At 64.5% G+C, this 18,873-nt stretch carries 27 protein-coding genes and 1 pseudogene; 13 read left to right on the top strand and 15 right to left on the bottom strand.

Translation table 11 applies throughout. The features are described 5' to 3' along the window. Window positions 1–14: 14 nt before the first annotated feature. Complete coding sequence (locus ACE103_RS27580; protein WP_050403499.1) at window positions 15–377, top strand: hypothetical protein; 363 nt, start codon at window positions 15–17, stop codon at window positions 375–377. An 18-nt stretch (window positions 378–395) separates the two neighbouring features. Here ACE103_RS27580 and ACE103_RS27575 read toward each other — a convergent pair whose 3' ends face one another. The 4 genes from ACE103_RS27575 to ACE103_RS27560 all read right to left on the bottom strand — a co-directional run bounded on the left by ACE103_RS27575 (window position 396) and on the right by ACE103_RS27560 (window position 2,935). Then, window positions 396–782 carry a hypothetical protein gene (locus tag ACE103_RS27575; RefSeq protein WP_375775621.1) on the bottom strand — a complete coding sequence of 129 codons (387 nt, stop codon included), beginning with the start codon at window positions 780–782 and terminating at the stop codon, window positions 396–398. A 160-nt stretch (window positions 783–942) separates the two neighbouring features. Then, window positions 943–1,431 (bottom strand): hypothetical protein, encoded by a 489-nt coding sequence (locus ACE103_RS27570; protein WP_375775620.1) that lies wholly within the window; start codon window positions 1,429–1,431, stop codon window positions 943–945. Between the two features lie 23 nt (window positions 1,432–1,454). Then, on the bottom strand, window positions 1,455–1,811 hold the full coding sequence (gene flgJ / locus ACE103_RS27565; protein WP_373851884.1) for a flagellar assembly peptidoglycan hydrolase FlgJ: 357 nt from the start codon (window positions 1,809–1,811) through the stop codon (window positions 1,455–1,457). Further along, on the bottom strand, window positions 1,811–2,935 hold the full coding sequence (locus ACE103_RS27560) for a flagellar basal body P-ring protein FlgI (RefSeq protein ID WP_223970201.1): 1,125 nt from the start codon (window positions 2,933–2,935) through the stop codon (window positions 1,811–1,813). Before ACE103_RS27560 ends, flgJ begins: the two co-directional genes overlap by 1 nt. 265 nt (window positions 2,936–3,200) lie before the next feature. On the opposite strand from ACE103_RS27560, the gene ACE103_RS27555 reads away from it, so the two are divergent. After that, window positions 3,201–3,614: a flagellar assembly protein FliX gene (locus tag ACE103_RS27555; protein ID WP_375775619.1), complete on the top strand. Its 414-nt coding sequence runs from the start codon at window positions 3,201–3,203 to the stop codon at window positions 3,612–3,614. Window positions 3,615–3,659: 45 nt separating this feature from the next. On the opposite strand, the gene ACE103_RS27550 is transcribed toward ACE103_RS27555, so the two are convergent. After that, complete coding sequence (locus ACE103_RS27550; protein WP_375775618.1) at window positions 3,660–4,046, bottom strand: winged helix-turn-helix transcriptional regulator; 387 nt, start codon at window positions 4,044–4,046, stop codon at window positions 3,660–3,662. A 102-nt stretch (window positions 4,047–4,148) separates the two neighbouring features. On the opposite strand from ACE103_RS27550, the gene ACE103_RS27545 reads away from it, so the two are divergent. The 3 genes from ACE103_RS27545 (at window position 4,149) to ACE103_RS27535 (ending at window position 6,412) form a co-directional block, all read left to right on the top strand. After that, a complete protein-coding gene (locus ACE103_RS27545) occupies window positions 4,149–4,760 on the top strand; it encodes an NAD(P)-dependent oxidoreductase (protein WP_375775617.1) in 612 nt (203 codons plus the stop codon). A gap of 222 nt (window positions 4,761–4,982) precedes the next feature. Next, window positions 4,983–5,348 (top strand): RNA polymerase-binding protein DksA, encoded by a 366-nt coding sequence (dksA, locus tag ACE103_RS27540; RefSeq protein ID WP_021077973.1) that lies wholly within the window; start codon window positions 4,983–4,985, stop codon window positions 5,346–5,348. Window positions 5,349–5,605: 257 nt separating this feature from the next. Further along, entirely contained in the window at window positions 5,606–6,412 is an 807-nt protein-coding gene (locus ACE103_RS27535) for a phytanoyl-CoA dioxygenase (protein WP_375775616.1), read from the top strand. A gap of 30 nt (window positions 6,413–6,442) precedes the next feature. Here the strand turns inward: ACE103_RS27535 and ACE103_RS27530 are convergent, their stop codons facing one another. Then, entirely contained in the window at window positions 6,443–6,871 is a 429-nt protein-coding gene (locus tag ACE103_RS27530; protein ID WP_375775615.1) for a winged helix-turn-helix transcriptional regulator, read from the bottom strand. A gap of 98 nt (window positions 6,872–6,969) precedes the next feature. On the opposite strand from ACE103_RS27530, the pseudogene ACE103_RS27525 reads away from it, so the two are divergent. Next, window positions 6,970–7,991: pseudogene (locus ACE103_RS27525) on the top strand (SDR family oxidoreductase). A gap of 109 nt (window positions 7,992–8,100) precedes the next feature. Then, window positions 8,101–8,886, top strand: coding sequence for a 2-keto-4-pentenoate hydratase (locus tag ACE103_RS27520; RefSeq protein WP_375775614.1), 786 nt, complete (start codon window positions 8,101–8,103; stop codon window positions 8,884–8,886). A 36-nt stretch (window positions 8,887–8,922) separates the two neighbouring features. Here ACE103_RS27520 and ACE103_RS27515 read toward each other — a convergent pair whose 3' ends face one another. Both ACE103_RS27515 and ACE103_RS27510 read right to left on the bottom strand, forming a co-directional pair. Next, on the bottom strand, window positions 8,923–9,282 hold the full coding sequence (locus ACE103_RS27515; protein WP_375775613.1) for a ClpXP protease specificity-enhancing factor SspB: 360 nt from the start codon (window positions 9,280–9,282) through the stop codon (window positions 8,923–8,925). Between the two features lie 96 nt (window positions 9,283–9,378). Next, complete coding sequence (locus ACE103_RS27510; RefSeq protein ID WP_375775612.1) at window positions 9,379–10,131, bottom strand: carbonic anhydrase; 753 nt, start codon at window positions 10,129–10,131, stop codon at window positions 9,379–9,381. A 494-nt stretch (window positions 10,132–10,625) separates the two neighbouring features. On the opposite strand from ACE103_RS27510, the gene ACE103_RS27505 reads away from it, so the two are divergent. The 6 genes from ACE103_RS27505 (at window position 10,626) to ACE103_RS27480 (ending at window position 14,041) form a co-directional block, all read left to right on the top strand. Next, window positions 10,626–10,949, top strand: coding sequence for an ArsR/SmtB family transcription factor (locus tag ACE103_RS27505; RefSeq protein WP_375775611.1), 324 nt, complete (start codon window positions 10,626–10,628; stop codon window positions 10,947–10,949). Then, complete coding sequence (locus ACE103_RS27500; protein ID WP_375775610.1) at window positions 10,946–11,377, top strand: SRPBCC domain-containing protein; 432 nt, start codon at window positions 10,946–10,948, stop codon at window positions 11,375–11,377. Before ACE103_RS27505 ends, ACE103_RS27500 begins: the two co-directional genes overlap by 4 nt. Window positions 11,378–11,539: 162 nt before the next feature. Next, on the top strand, window positions 11,540–11,773 hold the full coding sequence (locus ACE103_RS27495; RefSeq protein ID WP_375775609.1) for a hypothetical protein: 234 nt from the start codon (window positions 11,540–11,542) through the stop codon (window positions 11,771–11,773). Between the two features lie 33 nt (window positions 11,774–11,806). Next, window positions 11,807–12,241: a DUF1801 domain-containing protein gene (locus ACE103_RS27490; protein ID WP_375775608.1), complete on the top strand. Its 435-nt coding sequence runs from the start codon at window positions 11,807–11,809 to the stop codon at window positions 12,239–12,241. A 40-nt stretch (window positions 12,242–12,281) separates the two neighbouring features. Beyond that, a complete protein-coding gene (locus ACE103_RS27485) occupies window positions 12,282–12,803 on the top strand; it encodes a GNAT family N-acetyltransferase (RefSeq protein ID WP_223970225.1) in 522 nt (173 codons plus the stop codon). A gap of 194 nt (window positions 12,804–12,997) precedes the next feature. Beyond that, window positions 12,998–14,041: a phosphatase PAP2 family protein gene (locus ACE103_RS27480; RefSeq protein ID WP_375775607.1), complete on the top strand. Its 1,044-nt coding sequence runs from the start codon at window positions 12,998–13,000 to the stop codon at window positions 14,039–14,041. Between the two features lie 26 nt (window positions 14,042–14,067). Here the strand turns inward: ACE103_RS27480 and ACE103_RS27475 are convergent, their stop codons facing one another. From ACE103_RS27475 to flgG, 7 genes are all read right to left on the bottom strand, one after another. Then, window positions 14,068–14,475 carry a hypothetical protein gene (locus ACE103_RS27475; RefSeq protein ID WP_223970230.1) on the bottom strand — a complete coding sequence of 136 codons (408 nt, stop codon included), beginning with the start codon at window positions 14,473–14,475 and terminating at the stop codon, window positions 14,068–14,070. Window positions 14,476–14,622: 147 nt separating this feature from the next. Further along, window positions 14,623–14,922, bottom strand: a complete 300-nt coding sequence (locus tag ACE103_RS27470; RefSeq protein ID WP_375775606.1) for a hypothetical protein — start codon at window positions 14,920–14,922, stop codon at window positions 14,623–14,625. A 243-nt stretch (window positions 14,923–15,165) separates the two neighbouring features. Then, window positions 15,166–15,459: an antibiotic biosynthesis monooxygenase gene (locus ACE103_RS27465; RefSeq protein ID WP_176530232.1), complete on the bottom strand. Its 294-nt coding sequence runs from the start codon at window positions 15,457–15,459 to the stop codon at window positions 15,166–15,168. A 96-nt stretch (window positions 15,460–15,555) separates the two neighbouring features. Then, complete coding sequence (locus ACE103_RS27460; RefSeq protein WP_223970233.1) at window positions 15,556–15,990, bottom strand: hypothetical protein; 435 nt, start codon at window positions 15,988–15,990, stop codon at window positions 15,556–15,558. Between the two features lie 267 nt (window positions 15,991–16,257). Continuing rightward, on the bottom strand, window positions 16,258–17,010 hold the full coding sequence (flgH, locus tag ACE103_RS27455) for a flagellar basal body L-ring protein FlgH (protein ID WP_223970235.1): 753 nt from the start codon (window positions 17,008–17,010) through the stop codon (window positions 16,258–16,260). 5 nt (window positions 17,011–17,015) lie between these two features. Then, entirely contained in the window at window positions 17,016–18,071 is a 1,056-nt protein-coding gene (gene flgA / locus ACE103_RS27450) for a flagellar basal body P-ring formation chaperone FlgA (RefSeq protein WP_375775605.1), read from the bottom strand. Window positions 18,072–18,073: 2 nt separating this feature from the next. Continuing rightward, window positions 18,074–18,862 carry a flagellar basal-body rod protein FlgG gene (gene flgG / locus ACE103_RS27445; protein ID WP_173637555.1) on the bottom strand — a complete coding sequence of 263 codons (789 nt, stop codon included), beginning with the start codon at window positions 18,860–18,862 and terminating at the stop codon, window positions 18,074–18,076. Window positions 18,863–18,873 lie beyond the last annotated feature (11 nt).

Here is an 18,873-nt window from a genome sequence, read left to right as displayed (position 1 = left end):
ACGGAGCCCTCGGCATGGCGGACGTATTGAGCATCTTGTCGGCCAACTACAAGGCCGCCGGCCTGACGGTTCCGTCAAAGACGCCGTATGTGGCTGTCGATCCGAAGCTCTATGAGGGCAGCTGGAGCGGCAAGTACGCCAACAACAAGTCGTTCAACATCTCGGTGTCGAACGTCGATGGCTTCCGCGCCAAGGTCCATTATCAGAGCGACGGCACCAGCAAGTATCAGGACGTCCTGATCAAGGACGGCTCGTTCCGGGTCGGCGATACCAAGTTCTCGCTGGTGCAGCAGGGGACTGCGTTGATCGCCAATGTCGTCACCGATCCGGCCACCGGATCGACCTACCTCGACAAGGCCTACGCCACACAGAAGTGAGGGGCCCGATCGCTTGCGTTATGCGCGGCGGTCGGTCGCGCGCGCCCGCGTCGGCGCGTCCTTGCTGAGATCGAGCGCGTGGAAATAGGCGCGGCGGCGCAATACGGCTTCTTCCGGAAACTGCCTCACCACCAGGTTCGTGCGATTGTCGACCACCTGATAGACCACGGCACGCGCGTCGCGGTCGATGATGACCTGGTCGGTGACCGACGGCGCCTGATTTGAGAGCGACGCATTGACGGCGTTGGGATCGATCGTGACGCGCACGCTCGGCTCCGGAGCAGTGACGCTCTGGCTCGCGGGCAATTCGGTCTTCACCGCCTTCTGCGCCGTATCACTCACAGGAGTGATTATCGGCGCTGCAACCGGTGTCCCCACCGGCTTGATGTTGAAATCTGTACTCATGGCAGCCTCGTAGTGCACAGGCACTAGTTTGCTTGAGTCAAATCCCAACCCCTCACGATCCGCAACTCTACGTGGAACCTCTCAACAGGCTGTTAGGGAACACGCTGAATGCCGCGCTGCCGCGAGCGCGCCGAATTGAACTAAATTGTCGGCGTGCGCGTCAGAGCGTGCGGCTGACAGCGATCGGCGTCATGTTGCGCGGACCCGGCGTGGCGCGCTGTCCGTTCGCGGTATAGGTGTTCGGGATGTTGCGGCGCTGCACCTCGGCATTGACGCCGCGCACGATGCCTTCGGAGACCGCGTGTGCGGTCGCAAGCACGGTCAGGTTGACTTGCAGCATGGCGCGGAACGTCTCGTGGTGACGCCGCAGCGTGGCGAGCAGTTCGGGTTCGGTCTGCGACAGCATCTTCTGCATCGATTTCAGGTGCTCGACCGCGAGCATGTAGCGCCGCGACAGCTCCGACTTCTGTGCCTCGAGCTGCATGCCCTCGCGGATCTTGCCGGCGCGGACGAGCTCGGTCTCCTGCTCGACGACGGCGAGCAGTGCGCTCATCACTTCGGTCAGCTCGTTGGCGAGACGTGCGACGTCAGGAGGCGTCGACGTCGCGGGCCGCGCGGCCGGCCGATGCTGCTGTGGACGCTGATTCATCGCGCTGCTCCTTGAAAACCGAATTAGCTCTTGTTGGCCTGCTGCAGGATCAGCGAGCGGAACACTTCGTTGGAAATGCCGACGCCGCCCGCCTTGGCGAAATTCTTCGAATATTCGTCGGTCAGCATCGAGCGCCACGCGCCGGTGCCGACCGTGTCGCCATAGGGGCCTTCACCCTTCAGGCCGGTGGTCATCTGCGAGAACATCGTATTGAGGAACATCGATTCGAAATCGGTCGCGGTCGCCTTCGCTTTGGTGATCTGCTGCGGCGAGACCTTCTTCATCGCATCCTGCAGCACGGGATCGGGGCGGCCATTGAACATCGGCATCAGCGCCTTGTTTGGCATGCTGCCGGTGGTGCTGTTGATCAGGCTTCCCATCACATCACCTCGATGTCGGCTTCGATCGCGCCGGCGGCCTTGATCGCCTGCAGGATGCTGATGAGATCGCGCGGTCCGATGCCGAGGCCGTTGAGGCCGTCGACGAGCTGCTGCAGCGAGACGCCGTCCTTGACGACGGCGAACTTCTTGCCGTCCTCGGTGACCTGCACATTGCTGCGCGGCGTCACCACGGTGCGGCCGCGCGACAGCGGATTGGGCTGGCTGACCTGCGGGCTCTCCGAGATCGTGACGGTGAGGTTGCCTTGCGCCACCGCGACGGTGGCGACGCGAACGTCGCGGCCCATCACGATGATGCCGGAGCGCTCGTCGATCACGATCCTCGCGGCGAGGTCGGGTTCGACCTGCAATTGCTCGATCTCGGTCAGGAAGGCGACGACGTTGCCTTTGAACTCCGGCGGGATCGAGAGCTGCACCGTGGAGGGATCGAGCGGCTCCGCGGTCTTGACGCCGAGATAGTCGTTGACCGCGGCGGCGATCCGCTTGGCGGTGGTGAAGTCGGCGTTGCGCAGCGCGAGGCGGACATTGGGCAAGCGATTGAGCGCGAACTCGATCTCACGCTCGATGATCGCGCCGTTGGCGATGCGGCCGACCGTCGGCACGCCGCGCACCACCTTGGCGGCCTCGCCCTCGGCGTTGAATCCGGAGATCGCCAGCGTGCCCTGCGCGACCGCGTAGACGTTGCCGTCGGCGCCGAGCAGGGGGGTGACGAGCAGGGTGCCGCCGCGCAGATCCTTGGCGTCGCCGAGCGCGGAGACGGTGACGTCCATCCGCGTGCCCTGGGTGCCGAACGCCGGCAGATTGCCGGTGACCATCACGGCGGCGACGTTGCCGGTGCGGATGGTGGCGCCGCGGATGTTGACGCCCATGCGCTCGAGCATCGCCTGCAGCGATTGCTTGGTGAAGGGGATGTTGTTCAGCGTGTCGCCGGTGCCGTTGAGGCCGACCACGAGGCCGTAGCCGATCAACTGGTTCTGGCGCACGCCCTCGATATTGGCGAGATCCTTGATCCGCGACGTCGCGGCCGCCGGCATGACGGAGGCCGCCAGCGCCAGCAGCGCGGCGCAGGCCAACCCGAATATGCTTACGATGCGGATGCCGGGCATCCAATGCTCCCCTCGAACTGCAACTCGCGGATCACGCGACACTCCCATGACGGCGATCCGCCATTAACCATGCGAGCCGCGTGCCACTTCGTTTCGTTGAGGCAATGTATTGATATATTTATCGAAATTGTTGGACCGCCGTTCGGTTCCGGTTCGTCAGGGAGCGCGAAACTGCCGTGCGGCGGCAGAAATTGCCGGGTCGTTTACGCACCGTTAACCATAAAACGGCGATGCTCGCGGCATTCAGGCCTGCGGGATCATGACGATGCGCATCTACGGACCGAACGGCACCACGCTTGGCACGTCGACCAGCTCGACGCGGCGCAGCTCGTCGAGCGGCTTCTCGCTGCCGGATGCGACTAGCGCGCAGGAGGAGGTTCGCTCCACCGCTGCGCCGAAGGCCGCCACCAGCCTCGATGCACTGCTCGCGCTGCAGGGCGTCGAAGACCCGACCGAACGCCGCAAGCGCTCGGTGGCGCGCGGCAAGGGCGCCCTCGACGTGCTCGACGCGCTCAAGCTCGGATTGCTGTCCGGCAATTTCGATTCCTCCACCGTGAACCGGCTGCGCGACGCCGCGGCGAGCCTGAAGGAATCCTCCGGTGACCCCGGCCTCGATGCCGTGCTGGGCGAGATCGAACTGCGCGTCGAAGTCGAGCTCGCCAAGGCCGGGCAGTATTAGGCTCCTCTCGATCACCTGACCTATCTCACGCTGGCAGGCAGTGCCTCAGGCCGCCAGTGCCTTGCGCTGCGTGTCGTAGCGGCGCTGCGCGGCCAGCACCTCCTTCAGATTCTGCTCAGCCCAGTCGCGCAGCGGATCGACCGCTTCGGCGAGCGTCGATCCGAGCGGCGTGATCGAATACTCCACGGTGACCGGAACGGTTGCGATCGCACGGCGACGCAGCAGCCCGTCGCGCTCCAGGCTCTTCAACACCTGCGACAGCATCTTCTGCGAAATGCCCTCGATGGCGCGGCGAAGCTGGTTGAAGCGCATCGGCTCGTTGCGCAACAGCAGCAGGATCAGCACCGCCCATTTGTCGCCGACCCGGTCGAGGATCTGGCGCGTCGGGCAATTGGCGGCATAGGCGTCCGGTTTCAGGCTGGCGGCTTTCATCGGGTTACTCCGGCGTAATCAGGTGAGACAAGAGTGCCTTCTTCACACCTACATGCATTTCGCTATCTAGTCACCATTGGAAACCAACAATCGGAGACTTTGATGAAGATCGCCATCGCCGGCGCGTCCGGCCAGGCCGGCTCGCGCCTTACCGCGGAACTCGCCCGACGCGGCCATACCGTGACCGCCATCGCCCGCAACCCGGAGAAGATCGCAACCCTGCCGGGCGTCACCGTCGTGAAGGGGGATGTGAACGACCAGGCCGCCCTGGCCGCGCTATGGGCCGGCCACGATGCCGCAATCAGTTCCGTCCATTTCAGCGTCAGCGACCCGGCCAAGCTGATCGGGGCTGCCAAGGCGTCCGGCGTCGGCCGCTATCTCGTGGTCGGCGGCGCCGGCAGCCTCGAGGTGGCCCCGGGCGTCCGCCTGGTGACCACGCCGAACTTCCCGGCCCAGTACAAGGCCGAGGCCTCGAAGGGGGCCGAGTTCCTCGACCTGCTGCGCCAGGAAACGGACTTGAACTGGACCTTTTTGTCGCCCTCGGCGCTGTTCGTGGCGGGCGAGCGGACCGGCAAGTTCCGGCTCGGGTCCGACCAGCTTCTGACCGCAGCCGACGGGAAGAGCTCGATCTCGTTCGAGGACTTCGCAGTTGCACTCGCCGACGAAATCGAGCGCCCCGCCCATATTCGGCAGCGTTTTACGGTCGGCTACTGACGGGCGAGGAGAGGGGGAAGGGCTGGCTCCAGGCAGGGCGGATAAGTTTGCCTGTGCAAGGCCTTGGGGGCAGCCCGCCTTTCGCGGTGGCAGATATTGTCTGTCACATGACGTGGCTATATAAGGCGCCGCGCGGAGGGGTTTTGTTCCCTCCGCCAGACAGGGACATGGCTGCCTTTGGAAAAGCTGAAGAACTACCGGCCGACTGAAAAAGAGCCTTTCATGAATGAGCGGCAGCGTGATTATTTCCGCGCCAAGCTGCTGGCCTGGAAGGATGAGATCCTCCGCGAATCGAAGGTCACGCTGCAGACGTTGCAGGAAGAGAACGTCAATCACCCCGACCTCGCGGACCGAGCTTCCTCGGAAACCGACCGCGCGATCGAACTTCGAGCCCGCGATCGTCAGCGCAAGCTGATCTCCAAGATCGACGCGGCGCTCCAGCGCATCGAAGACAACACCTACGGCTATTGCGAAGAGACCGGTGACCCGATCTCGCTGAAGCGGCTCGAAGCCCGCCCGATCGCGACGCTGTCGGTGGAGGCGCAGGAACGCCACGAGAAGCGCGAGAAGGTCTATCGCGACGAGTAGTGGTGGCGGATCGCCCCCACTGATTGATTCCGGCGCGCACCGGTTGTAGGTTCGCGCCGCCATGATGACATGCACGCTCAACATCGCATCGGTCTTCTTTCTGGACTGATCTCGTTTCCGCCAGGAAACACGCTTCCGTACGGAAGCGCTGATCGTCCCCGCGCGCTCGGCCTCGCGGGATTCCAGTGAACCGAATGAGCCGGCCAACTCCGCGCGCAGCGGAGCATCGACGGCTGGCGACGATTTGAGAGACAATCATGACCGATCGAGACGACACGCGTGCGCTCAGCGACGCGCAAATCGAGCAATTCATCGAACAGGGCTTTGTCCGGATCGACAACGCCTTTCCCCGCGAACTCGCCGATGCGGGACGTGCCATCATGTGGCGCGACCTGCCGTGCAGCGAGCATGATCCCTCGACCTGGACGCGACCGGTGGTGCGGTTGCCCGGCTATGGCGAGGAGCCGTTCCGGTTGGCGATCAACTCGCCGCTGCTGCATCGGGCGTTCGACCAGATCGCAGGTCCCGGCCGCTGGTCCCCGCGCCACAACATCGGGACCTTCCCGGTGCGGTTCCCGCATCCGGACGATCCCGGTGATGCCGGCTGGCATGTCGATGTCAGCTTTCCCGGCGAGGATTGCGATCCGAACGAACGGAGCGACTTCTCGGCATGGCGGGTGAACGTCAACTCGCGCGGCCGGGCGCTGCTGATGCTGTTCCTGTTCTCCGATGTCGGCGATGACGACGCGCCGACCCGGATCAGGGTCGGCTCGCACTTTCCGATGGCGCGTCATCTGGCGCCGGCGGGCGAGGCCGGACGCGCGCGGATGAACCTCGCGCAAATGGGTGCCGACTGCGAGCTCGCGCTGGCGACGGGTGAAGCGGGCACGGTCTATCTGTGCCATCCGTTCCTGGTACATGCCGCGCAGAAGCACCGGGGCACCAGGCCGCGCTTCATGGCGCAACCGTCGCTCAGTCCTGCCGAGCCGTACCGGCTCGAGCGTGACGATGGCGTTTATTCGCCGGCCGAGATCGCGATCCGGCGCGCGCTCGGCATGGGTTGACCGCGTGCCGCTCTGAAGGCGAGACGACGTTCAGGCCAGTCCGGCCCCGAGTGTCGTCTCGCTTGCCTCTGAGCGACGGCGCGGGCCGTAGGTCTTCGACCACGCCAGCAATTCGCGGAAAGCCGGCGTCAGGCCCCAGGCCGAATCCGTCAGCTCGTATGCGACCTGCAACGGCTTTTCGGCGAGCACCTTGCGCGACACCGGCCCGTCGCGCTCGAGCTCGCGCAGTTGCGCGGTCAGCATATGCTGGGTGATCGGCAGCAGCGCGCGGCGCAGCGCGCCGAATCGCACGGCGCCGTTCATCAGCGTGAACAGGATCTCGAGCTTCCATTTGCCGCCGAGCGCGTGGATCGCGCCCTTGAACTCGATCAGCAGATTGGGGGCGGTCGGGCAGCTCTCGCATTCACCGCCGTCACACAGTTCGCTGGTATTGTTTTCCATACCGGTCTCGAATTTCATTCTACTTGTCCAACGTCAGATAGTGACCAGATGCGGCCTGTGCAGGGTGGGCGGCCCAATGTGTGCCCCATCTGCCGAACCATGAAGAGGCTAGGGACATGAGCACGGTTTTGGTCACGGGTGGATCCGGTTTCATCGGCGTGCATACAATTCTGCAGCTGCTTGCCGACGGGCATACGGTGCGAACCACGCTGCGCAATCCGGATCGCAGCAAGGACGTGATCGCGATGCTGCGCGAGGGTGGCGCGCTTGCAGCCGACCAGGTCGGCTTCGTGACCGCCGACCTCACGCGCGATGCCGGCTGGCGCGAGGCGGCCGCGGGATGCGACTACGTGCTGCATGTCGCATCACCGCTCGGCGCGCATGTGCCGGAGGACGAGAACGAGCTGATCGTTCCGGCGCGCGAAGGCACGCTACGAGTGTTGCGCGCGGCGCGCGACGCCGGCGTCAAGCGCGTGGTCGTGACGTCGTCGTTTGCGGCGATCGGCTATGGCCATCCGCCGCAAACCAAGCCGTTCGATGAGACCACCTGGTCGAATCTCGATGGCCCCGATGTGCAGGCCTATCCGAAATCCAAGACGCTGGCCGAGCGCGCCGCCTGGGATTTCGTCGCGCGCGAAGGCAATGGCCTCGAGCTTGCCGCCCAACCGCGGTGTTCGGCCCTGCGCTCGGGCCTGATTTCTCCGAGTCGATCGTAATCATCAAGGCGCTGCTCGACGGCGCGATGCCGGCGGTGCCCCGGATCCATTTCGGCCTCGTCGACGTGCGCGACGTCGCCGACCTGCATTTGCGCGCCATGACATCGCCCAAGGCCAGCGGTGAGCGGTTCCTCGCGGTCGGCGGCGAGACCCTATCGGTGCTGCAGGTGGCCCGGGTGCTGCGCAGGAAACTCGGCAGCAAGGCGCGGCGCGTGCCCCGGTTCCAGGCGCCGGACTGGATGATCCGGCTCGCCGCGCGCCGCAACCCGTTGGCCCGCGCCACCCTGCCGCTGCTCGGCAAGGTGCGCCGCTCGACCAGCGCCAAGGCGCAGAACCTGCTCGGCTGGCGTCCGCGCGACAATGAGGAGATGATCGTCGTGACCGCCGAGAGCCTGATCAGGCTCGGTCTGGTCAAGGCCTGACGGCCTCTCCCGTCCGGCGTGCTTGCCAGACGCGTCGGCGAGTGCTGAATTGCCGTGAGCAGACGGAGGCGCCACCGCGCCGCCGGAGAACTTCAGGGAGGCTGCGCAGATGGAACGGATCCTCGCGGCCGCAAAGGCGATCGCCAGCGCGCGCCGCAGCCGCGCGCCGCTCAAGGCGCTCGCCAAAGACATCGTGCCGCGCGACGAGGCCGAAGGCTATCAGGTGCAATACGCGCTGCACGATCTGCTGCAGCCGCAAGTTGGCAGCCTCGTCGGCTACAAGATCGGCTGCACCAGCGCGGTGATGCAGAAATACATCAACATCCCGCACCCCTGCGGCGGCGGCGTGTTCGAGAAGGTCGTGCATGAAAGCGGCGTGCGGCTGCCGGCGGCCGATTTCGTCCATGTCGGCGTCGAATGCGAGATCGCGGTGCGGCTGGCGCGCAGTCTCGCGCCCGGCGAGGCGCCGTTCACCGCCGAATGGGTCGCGGAGGCGATTGAGGCCTACCATCCGGCGATCGAGATCGTCGACGACCGCTATGTCAAATGGGAGACGCTCGGCGCGCCGACGCTGATTGCCGACGACTTCTTCGCCGCCGGCTGCGTGCTCGGCGAAGCCGTGCCGCGCATCACCGTGCCTGATCTGCGCAAGGTCACCGGACGCGCGCTCGTCAACGGCAAGGAGGAGGGGCGCGGCACCGGCGCCGACGTGCTCGGCCATCCGCACAACGCGCTCGCCTGGCTCGCCAATCATCTCGCCGCTGAAGGCCGTGGCCTGCATGCCGGCCAGATCGTGCTGACCGGCAGCCTGGTCAAGACGCTGTGGCTGAAGGCCGGCGACGCGGTCGTGATGGAGCTCGATGGGCTCGGCAAGGTGGAAGCGGCGTTCACCTGACTTTGCATGCTTTCTGCGCCGCGACGTCACTGTTTCCTACAGTTGATTGTTCGTGCACATCAGAACCTTGCCGTCCCACAGGCTCCTGATCGCGTCGAACGGCACGGCCAGCCTGGCATATTTGCGACTGAACCAGACGCCGACCTCGAAGCCGTCATCCTTCACCACAAGGCGATCGAATTCGTGCTGCAGGATGATCGTGATCTCCTCGGGATATTGCTCGATCACGGCGGCGGGCAGCTTCACGCCATCGGCCCGGGTTGCGAAGGTGATGTTGACCGGCCGATCCTCCGCGGCATGGCGGAGCACCGCGGTCATTTCGATCCGCTTCTGCGCCGTGTTGCAGGGCTCGACGCCGGCGCGCGCCGGCAACGGGGCCACGGCCAGGAGCAGCACTCCAGCAATCCATCCGCGCCGGCGCCACATCCGGCTTCTCCATGTCACTCACGCGATGTCGTACTTGGCTTCAGTGGTCGCAGGTGGCGCCGAGGTTCAAGTCGCCGGTCGCTTGGCGTCCGTGACCAGCTCGACCTTGCCGTCTGTCAGCCGATAGACCGCGCCGACGATCCTGAGCTTGCCCTGATCGACCGCAGCGCTAAGGATCGGCGTTGCCGTTTTGAGCTTCGCGACATTGTCGATGACGTTTTGCCTGATGGCGTTGGCGAGCCGGTCGCCCGGCTTGCCCTCGGTCGCCTTTACCGCAGGCGCGATCGCGGTGACCAGCTCGGGCAGATGGCCGGGCAGGGTGGTGTTGTCCTTTAGCGACTTGATCGCGGCGTCGACCGCCCCGCAGCTGTCGTGGCCAAGCACCATGAACAGCGGCACGCCGAGCACGGACTGCGCATATTCCAGGCTCGCGATCATCTCGTCGCTGGCGAAATTGCCGGCGACGCGGCAGACGAACAGGTCGCCGCGGCCGGTGTCGAAGGCGTATTCCGGCGCGATGCGGGAGTCTGCGCAACTCAGGATGCCGGCGAACGGGTTCTGTCCGCCGGCAAGCGCCTCGCGCTCGTGCTTGAAATCATGCCGCCGCGAGACGCCTTCGACATAGCGGAGATTGCCCTTCACCAGCCGGTCGAGCGCGGCGTCCGGCGGCAGCACGTTCTGCGGCTTCGGCGACGGTTTTGTTTCCTTGGCCGTCACAGCCGGTGGCAGGGCGAGGCTGGCCGCGGTGCACGCCGCAGCAGCGAGGAAGACGCGCCGGGAGGTTCGGCTGGGAAGCGTGATCTCGCAGAGCTGGCACATCAAGGTTCTCCGTGAACAAGGACCGCATCAGCGCGATATGTGTAGGTCATGCGCAGCGCCGTCGCAACGAGGTGCATGCGTAGGCTGGCATCGGCCGTATCCACAATCGTCGTCCCGGCGAAGGCCGGGACCCATACGCCGCAGCAATTGTAGTTGACGGGACTTGTCGTTCCAGCGGCGCTCAACAACAGCCTCTTGTGGTTATGGGTCCCGGCCTTCGCCGGGACGACGGTGAGTGTGGGGCGATCCGTGAGCCACACATCCGCGTTCTCGCGACACGCATTGTCCGAGTCTTGCATCGTTGCCCGACGGGCAACTCAGCGGCCAGGAGATAGCCAGTCAGTTATGAGTGCGTCGGCGCGGCCGATTTACGCGAAACTGCTCGAGAATGAAGTCAGTCAGGACTCCGGTAGATTTTCTCTACTTCTCACTTGACCAATCCATAGCTGCTCAGTTATACGTTAATCCATAGCCAACGGGTTATTGATCACAAAATGCCGGACGCTCACGACGCGCTGTTTCGAACCCTCGCAGACCCGACCCGCCGGGCGATCTTCGAGCGCCTGTGCCGCGAGGGCGAGCAGACCGTCGGTGCGCTGACGGCGCGGGCAAAAATCTCGCAGCCGGCGGTGTCAAAGCATCTCGGCGTGCTGAAGCAGGCCGGGCTGGTGCGCGATCGCCATGAAGGAAGGCAGACGCATTACAGCGCACAACTCGGCGCGCTGGCGCCGCTGATCGACTGGACCAGCCAGATGGCGGGCTTCTGGCAGAACCGGTTCGACCACCTCGAAGATCTGCTCAAAAGGATGGACCAATGAACAAGACCACCCCTGAGACGCGCTCCGCAATCGTGGAGCGCGAATTTCCCCATCCGCCGGAAAAGCTCTGGCGCGCGCTGACGCAACCGCATCTGATGGAGGAGTGGCTGATGAAGAACGACTTCAAGCCCGAGGTCGGGCACAGTTTCAATCTGCGCGGCGAGTGGGGCGGCGTGCTGGACTGCAAGGTGCTGGCCGTGGAGCCGCACAAGACGCTGTCCTACACCTGGAATTTCGCACATGCGGATGCCGCCTACAATCTCGAGAGCGTGGTGGTCTTCACGCTGACGCCGACGGCGAAGGGCACCCACCTGCGCGTCGAGCAGTCCGGCTTCCAGCCGCATCAGAAGCAGGCCTATGGCGGCGCCCATGCCGGGTGGAAACAGTTCCTGGAGAATCTCGATCAGCTGCTGGTGCGGGAAGGCTGATCGTCTCTCGTCATTGCGAGCCAACGGGTCGGCGCGCTGCGCCGCCCGATGACAGGCTCCGCGAAGCAATCCATCGTGCCGCATGTACGGATAGATGGATTGCTTCGTCGCTTCGCTCCTCGCAATGACGATTTTACACACATCATCCAACAGGAGGTCACATTGAACCGGAACAACTGCATCAGGCAATTTCACCGCTGGCTCTCGATCGCCTTTACGGTTGCCGTCATCATCAACATCGTCGCGATGGTCCTGCAGCAGCAAGCCGTCTGGATCGGCCTGCTGGCGCTGTTCCCGCTGATCTTGATGCTGCTCAGCGGCCTGTATCTGTTCGCGTTGCCCTATCTGGCGCCGCGGCGGATGCAGGGAGGATCGACCTCCGCCTCACAAGTGTGATTGCATGGGACTGGCTGGGAACGCGAGGCAGCAATGACGGCATCGGAACGTATCGACCAGATGATCGAGGATCTCACCGACTGGCGCGGCAAGACGCTCGCCGGCCTGCGCAAGAGCATCCTCGCCGCCGACCCCGAAATCATCGAGGAATGGAAGTGGATGGGCAGCCCGGTGTGGTCGCGCGACGGCATCATCGCGGTCGGCAACGCCCACAAGGGCAAGGTGAAGCTGACCTTCATGTACGGCGCGCAACTTCCGGACCCCGACAAGCTGTTCAACACCGGCTTCGAAGGCAATGTGCGGCGCGCGATCGATCTGTTCGAGGGCGACAGGATCAATGATCGCGCGCTGAAAGCCCTGATCCGGGCTGCGATCGAGCTCAACCAGGCCAAATCCAGCAAAACTACGAAGAAGCCGACGAAGAAAGCGGCCGCGGGCGCTCGCGCAACCGCGAAGAAGAAGGCATGAACTGCGCCGGCATGTGGCCCGCTGTTTCGGTCCGTCCGAGATGATCGAGACCAGGCTCGCTACATCGTCGGATGCGGAAGCGATCTCGGCGCTGCTGACAGCCAACGCCGGCGATCGCGGCGGCATGCTGCTCGGGCAATGGCCGCGCGAGGTGATTGCAACGCGCATCGCAAGCGGGCAATCGATCGTCATCGCGACCGGCGATGAGGGCAGGTTGCTCGGCGCGCTCCTGACGTCGGAGAAAGGATTTGGCGAGGCCGCGCCGGTGCAAGCCATGCTGAAGGCCTGGCCGGGCGGCCCCGGTGCGTATGTGTATGGCCCTGTGTGCGTCTCCCCTGACGCGCGTGGCCTCGGCGTTCTCGACGCGCTCTACGCAAGGCTTCAGGCAATTTTTCCCGCCCGCGAAGCGATCCTGTTCATCAGGGAAGACAATCCGCGCTCGCTCAAGGCGCATCTGCGGCTCGGCATGCGCGAGGTCGCGCGATACGACTTCGGCGGCAAGGTTTTCGTGGTCCTGAGCGACGGGCCCGCCCCAAATAGCCCGGACCCGCCGGGAACCTGAGTTCTGCACACGGGAACTCCAGTCCCGTTGTCAGCAACATCGGGAAATAGATCATTCACCGTCGGATACGAAAGACCGGCGGCATGCCACCGGTTGTATCGGCTTACCAATGCAATCGAAGGCGTGGCTGCTAAACCTGTAGCTGTGGAATGAGCGGGCCTCGTGTCGAGTCGCCCGTTGGAATGGCAGTCGCAATGTTCAGTCAGTTGGTTGGTCCGTCACGGACCGCGACATCGGCCGACACCGATATCGCACAGCAGGCCTCTCCGAGAACAGCAGCCACGAGCGAGGAAACTCGCATCCCGCAACCCCATCAGCGGGTCGAGCGCGGCGCGTGGTTGATCGGCATCGCGGCCAGCGGTTTCGCCGGCTTCCTGCTCTGGAGATTCGAGATCGCCGTCGAGCCCGAAAGTCTGGCGCTGTTCTTGGGCCCGATGGGGTTTCACCTTGCCGTCGATACCGTCTATGGCAGATGGCGGTCCGCGCCGGTTCTGTCCAACCTGGCAGGAGCGGTTGCCGTGTTCTTCTGGTCGGCTGCAGCGGCAGCAACGATCAGCCTGGTTGGCCTGAGATACAAGTTTCCCCTGATCGATGACAGTCTCGCCGACGCCGATCGCGTCATCGGGATCGATTTGCCGTCCATCATCTTGTGGTTTGCAAAGCATCCCTGGCTGACCGAGCTGCTCGCCGCCGCTTATTGCAGCTCCTTCGTCCAGGTGGCCGCGCTGTTCGTGCTGCTGGCGGCGACAAAGCGCTTCGACAAGCTTTGGCAACTGGCGTTCGTTTTCGCATTGACGATCGTTGCGTCGACGATGTTTTCGGTGTTCTGGCCTGCCAAGGGGGCCTTTGTCTATTTTGACCATCCCGTCGCGATCCTCGATGCGCTGCCCGAGCACGCGGGGATTTATCATCTCGCGAAGTTCGAGTACTTCCGCAACGGGGCGTCTCCGGAATTGTCGTTGAGCAATCTGCAGGGCGTGGTGACCTTTCCGTCGTTCCACACCTGTCTTGCCTTGATGACGATTTTCGCGACGATCGGCACACGGTGGTTGTTCGGCATCACGCTGGTCTGGAATCTCCTCGTCCTCGTCTCGACGCTTCCGATCGGCGGCCATTACGTCATCGACCTGACCTGCGGTGCGCTGCTGTGGCTGGCGGCGACGAAGATCGAGGCGATGCTCGGCAGATCGTTCATGACCTTGCGCGGAATGCCGATGCCGGAAGCCGTGTCCGCCTAGCGCGCCAGCGCGGAGCGGATGAATGATCAAGGGATTGTTCGCGGCTCCACTGTATCGGCAAGGCGTTTTGCGTCGCGGACCAGCGGGTAGATTCCGATGCACGTAAGCACGCCGAACACGATTGCGCCGAATGTTCGCGTGAAGTCTGCCGACTGCAAGACCACGGCCATCACCGCGATGCCAAAGCCCGACGAGAGCATGGTGATGAAGAGATATGACCAGAGGAATTGAGTTGCCTGCTGATTGGCGGCATCGCCGGCAGCGAGCTGGCGAACCTCACGGCGCGTCCAGAACCAGTCGGAGACGACAGGGATCGCGAATAGAACCGTGACAGCGAGATAGAGGCCATCGAAGCGCCTGATCGCGGCTGCGAGGCACAGGCCGAACACAAAGGCGCCGACGGCGCCGCAGGACGCATGTGCGACGAGCTTCATGACCGTGCTCGGCCTTGTGCCCATGGCGGTCGTGTCCGTGATCGGTCGGCCCACGTGGCGGTTGCGCCATCATACCGCGAACTCTGGCGATTGTCGCGTGGATCGGAGCTCCGATAGCTCCGTCCAGGCGCTCGCCGCGCGACGTCGCTACGCCGAGATGTCGACCGCCTGGCCGGCCTTGCCGGCGTTCTTCTGAAGCGACTGCTCGATCAATTGCTTGATCTTCTGCTCGACCGCGGCGAGCTGATCCGGCGTCATGGTCTTCAGGTCCTGCTCCGACAGACCCATGCTCTTGAGGATGTTCGCGCGCATGCGGTCCATCGGGCTCATCTGCGCGTATTTGAGAAATTCCTGCTCGATGGTGCCGTCGGATGGGTTGCCGCCGGCAGCTTGCGTGGATCCGCTAGCGTCGGCCGTCAGCGGCTTCTTCAGTGTGCCAGTCGTCATGCTGGCTGTGACTGGTCCAAAGGCCGAGATCGACGTCATCTGCGCGCGCTGTCCCCGTTGCAATGCTGCAACCGCGGAGCAATTGGCGTGCCATCCGGCGCGTCAGCGAATTCAAGGAGATCGCGATGATGCGGTACGCGCTAGACGTGCCGCAGGAAAATTCTGCCGGGCGAACTCTGCCGGGGAAGCGGCCGTCACGCCTTGGTGTGCACGATCACCGGACCGGCAATCCGGTTGCGGCCCTCATGCCTTGGTGTGCACGATCACTGGACCCGCAATCGCCGTGACTTGCCCGACCAGCAATGGGCCGAGATTGTCATCGATCCAGGCCAATGCGCGGCGGTTGGCTTCCTCGGCGCCGGCATGATTGTTGAAGACGCTGATCGCGGTGACCGTGTCGTCGCCGGCATAGACCACGTAATAGGCCATGAAGCCTTCGACGTCGCTGATGATCGGAATTGCGCCTTCCTTGATCCGGCGCGCGAGTTCTTCGGCGCTACCAGTCTTCGCCTTGGCGTGACGGATGGCGGCATACATGCGCTCCTCCTTCCGGCTGCATCGATCGGGCTGCGCTTCGCGCATGGCCGATGGTACGCCTGAAGGCGCGGAGATGCCATCGCGATTGCGGACGGATCAGCTGAAACGCCTGGTCACGACGGTCGTGCGGCGGTCGGGGAGCTTCGGCAGCCTCGTCACATCCGCGCGGGTCGTCGTGGTCTTTGGGCCACCGGCGGGCGCCTGCTCCTGTTGCTGCAGGAACAGCGTGGCCTCGAACAGTACGCCGGGGGCTTGCTTGGCGCTGCCCGAGCACACCGCGCGATTGCCGCTGAAGGTGCCGGTCAGCTGCGCCTCGACCTCGTCGCATCCGAACACGGTGGTGAACGGGCCGTCGGCATATCTGTGCGTCGTCAGGACCGCCGTGAAGCGGTCCTCATCGAGCTGATAGGAGCCGCCATAGGTGAACATGGCGTCGCCGCCTGAGATCCTGCCGTTTGCGAGCTGGACTATTCCGGTGCCTTCGCCGCGCGGCGTGCGAAACCACGCCGCATATCGACCGTCTCTTTGCATGACCGTCACGAACTGCAAACCCTGCGTTGTCGTCTAGCTACGTTGCAAGCGTCGGGACTGCTACTGCGGGTTGCTGCAACGGTTAACGAACCGAGAAAGCGATCGCGCGACTTGCACGAAGCAGTATCGGACTGGTGCGCGACGATCGCGCGAGTGCATGCGACCGGTCACAAGAACGCCACGGCCCTCGCCAGGGGAGCTAGCGAGGGCCGTGTTGGTACACCGCGCCGCGCCTAGGTTCGCGACGAGATGTGGGAGCTCGAGAAGCTAGAAGGGCAAGAGCACGTCGAGAACCTGCTGGCCGTAGCGCGGCTGTTGCACGTCGGTGATCTGGCCGCGGCCGCCATAGGCGATGCGGGCCTGGGCGATCTTCGAGGAGTCGATGGTGTTGTCGCTCTGGATGTCTTCCGGGCGCACGATACCGGCCACGACCAGCTCGCGGATTTCGTAGTTGACGCGGATCTCCTGCTTGCCTTCGACGACAAGATTGCCGTTCGGGAGAATCTGGGTGACGACGGCGGCGACGTTGGTCTGCAATGCTTCCTGCCGGTTGACCGAACCCTTGCCGTCGCTCGAAGCCGTGGAGTCGGCGGTCAGGATGCGGCCGGGCAGGATCTTGTTCGCCTGCGTGATAGTCTGCGAGCCCAGGAAGTTGGTCACCCCGGAATCTTCGGAATTGGTGCGGCTGCGCTGGGTTTCGTTGGCGATCGCGGCCTTGTCGGTGATGTTCACCATGACGGTCAGGATGTCGCCGACACGCGCGGCGCGCTGGTCCTTGAAGAAGGCGCGTGAGCCGCTGCGCCACAGCGAGTTGGGGCTGTAGGAGGCGACCTCGGGCTTCGGCATCGGCATCTGGACCGGCTTGTAGCCGGGCTGCGCCGTCGGGTTCTCGATCTCCGTCAGCTTCGGCTTTTCACCGATCTGGGAGAGACGGTCGATCGACGAGCAACCGCTGGCGATCGTTCCGAGTGCGAGCAGCGCACCGGTCAGGATGAGGCGGTTGATGCGGTACTGGGACATGAACTTTACTCGGCGTTTGGTGCGACTGAACTCAGCTTGACGGGAGCGGAATCTGAAGAGGCGGCGTCGGCGGCCGGCGCGGCGCGCGGGGACGCGACCGAGATCGAAACCTCGCCGCGGCCCGTGACGACGCCGGTGACGGCGCGCTTAGATTGCAAATTCATCACGTTGACGACATCGCCCTCGGCGCCGCCATCCATCGCCTTGCCGCGGATCGTGAGGTAGAGACCGGAGGTGCGGTAGACCAGCGTGACGTTCTGGTCGCGGGTGACGAGATCGGGCTTTGCCATGTCGGCGGTGCGCAGTGCCTGGCCGGCGCGGATCTGGCGGCGCATCTGCATGCCGACGGCGCCGTCGCGCGCCGCCGCGTCGTTGCCGATTTCGGCCTTCGGACGGCGCTCGACCGCAACGTCGGAGGCTTTCAGCACGTCGCCGCGTTCGACATTGCGCGTCAGCACGGCGGCCTCGATGGTTTCGATCGCGGTGCCGGTGAGGCGCAGCTTGTACGGCGCCGTGCCGGCTTCGTTGCTGACCTCGAAGGTGACGTCGAAGCGCGTCGAGCGCGGGTCGTAGCGTACGGCGACGGGCTGCATCGCGCCGGTGTTGGTTGCCTCGAGCCTGATATCGCCGGGATCGCGGTCGAAGGTGAGTGCGATATTGCCGGCCCTGCCGAGCCCGTGGCGGCCTTCCAGCGCGCGTGACAGCTGCTGCTCGATCTCCTTGCTGTCGATGGTGCGCGCCAGCCGCGTGACGGTGATCTCCTTCAGTTCGCGGGTATCGACGCCGATCACCTGATGGGTGCGCAGCAGGTTCAGCACCTGCGCGACCGGCAGCGTGCCTGTAGTGCCGAGATCGGGCGCGCGGTAGATCGCGACGCTGCCGGCGCTGCCGGCGTTGTCGATGAGGTCGCCGACCCGCACGATGTCGTCCGCGACCGTGACGTTGGCGCGCAGCGTCGGCACCGCGATGGTCTCGCCGCGGACTTGCGCTGTGGCCGGTAGCGCGGTCACCGCGAGGAGTGCGGCTGCGATCAGGAATGAGCGGGCGATCATCGACATCATCCTCAGCGGAACAGGTTGGAGGTCGACTGCATCATCTGGTCGGCGGCGGAGACCACCTTGGAGTTCATCTCATAGGCGCGCTGCGCGGCGATCAGGTCGGAGATCTCCGAGACCACCTCGACGTTGGCCTGTTCGAGGTTGCTCTGCTGCATGTCGCCATAGCCGTCGGTGTTGGCGATGCCGTCCTGCGGCTGGCCGGAGGCCGGCGTTTCCTGGAACAGGTTGTCGCCGATCGGCATCAGGCCGGCCTTGTTGATGAAGCGGGTCAGGCCGATCTGGCCGATCGTGGTCGACGCGGTCTGGCCCGGCAGCGTCACCGAGACCTGGCCTTGCGCATTGATGGTGAGGCCGGAGGCGTTCTGCGGGATCGTGATCGTCGGCTGCACCAGATTGCCCTGCGCGTTGACGATGCGGCCCTGATTGTCCATCTGGAACGAGCCGTCGCGCGTGTAGGTGAAGGTGCCGTCCGGCATCAGGATCTTGAAGAAGCCTTCGCCGCGGATCGCGATGTCGAGATCGTTGCCGGTCGGCGACAGCGTGCCCTGGGTCATCATCCGCGGCGTGCCGACGGTCTTGACGCCGCCGCCGAGGTCGATGCCCATCGGCATGATGGTGTTCTGGTCGGAGGCCTGCGCGCCGACCCGGCGCACATGGTCGTAGATCAGGTCCTGGAACGCGGCGCGCTGCTTCTTGTAGCCGGTGGTACGCAGGTTCGCGATGTTGTTGGAGATCACCTGAACGCTGAGTTCCTGTGCCGCCATTCCGGTCGCCGCGGTATAAAGTGCGCGCATCGTTCAATCCC

Source organism: Bradyrhizobium sp. ma5 (genome assembly GCF_042258955.1).
Lineage (GTDB): Bacteria > Pseudomonadota > Alphaproteobacteria > Rhizobiales > Xanthobacteraceae > Bradyrhizobium.
The sequence above is the reverse complement of the archived record's forward strand: the minus strand, read 5'-3'. Positions and strand labels throughout refer to the sequence as shown.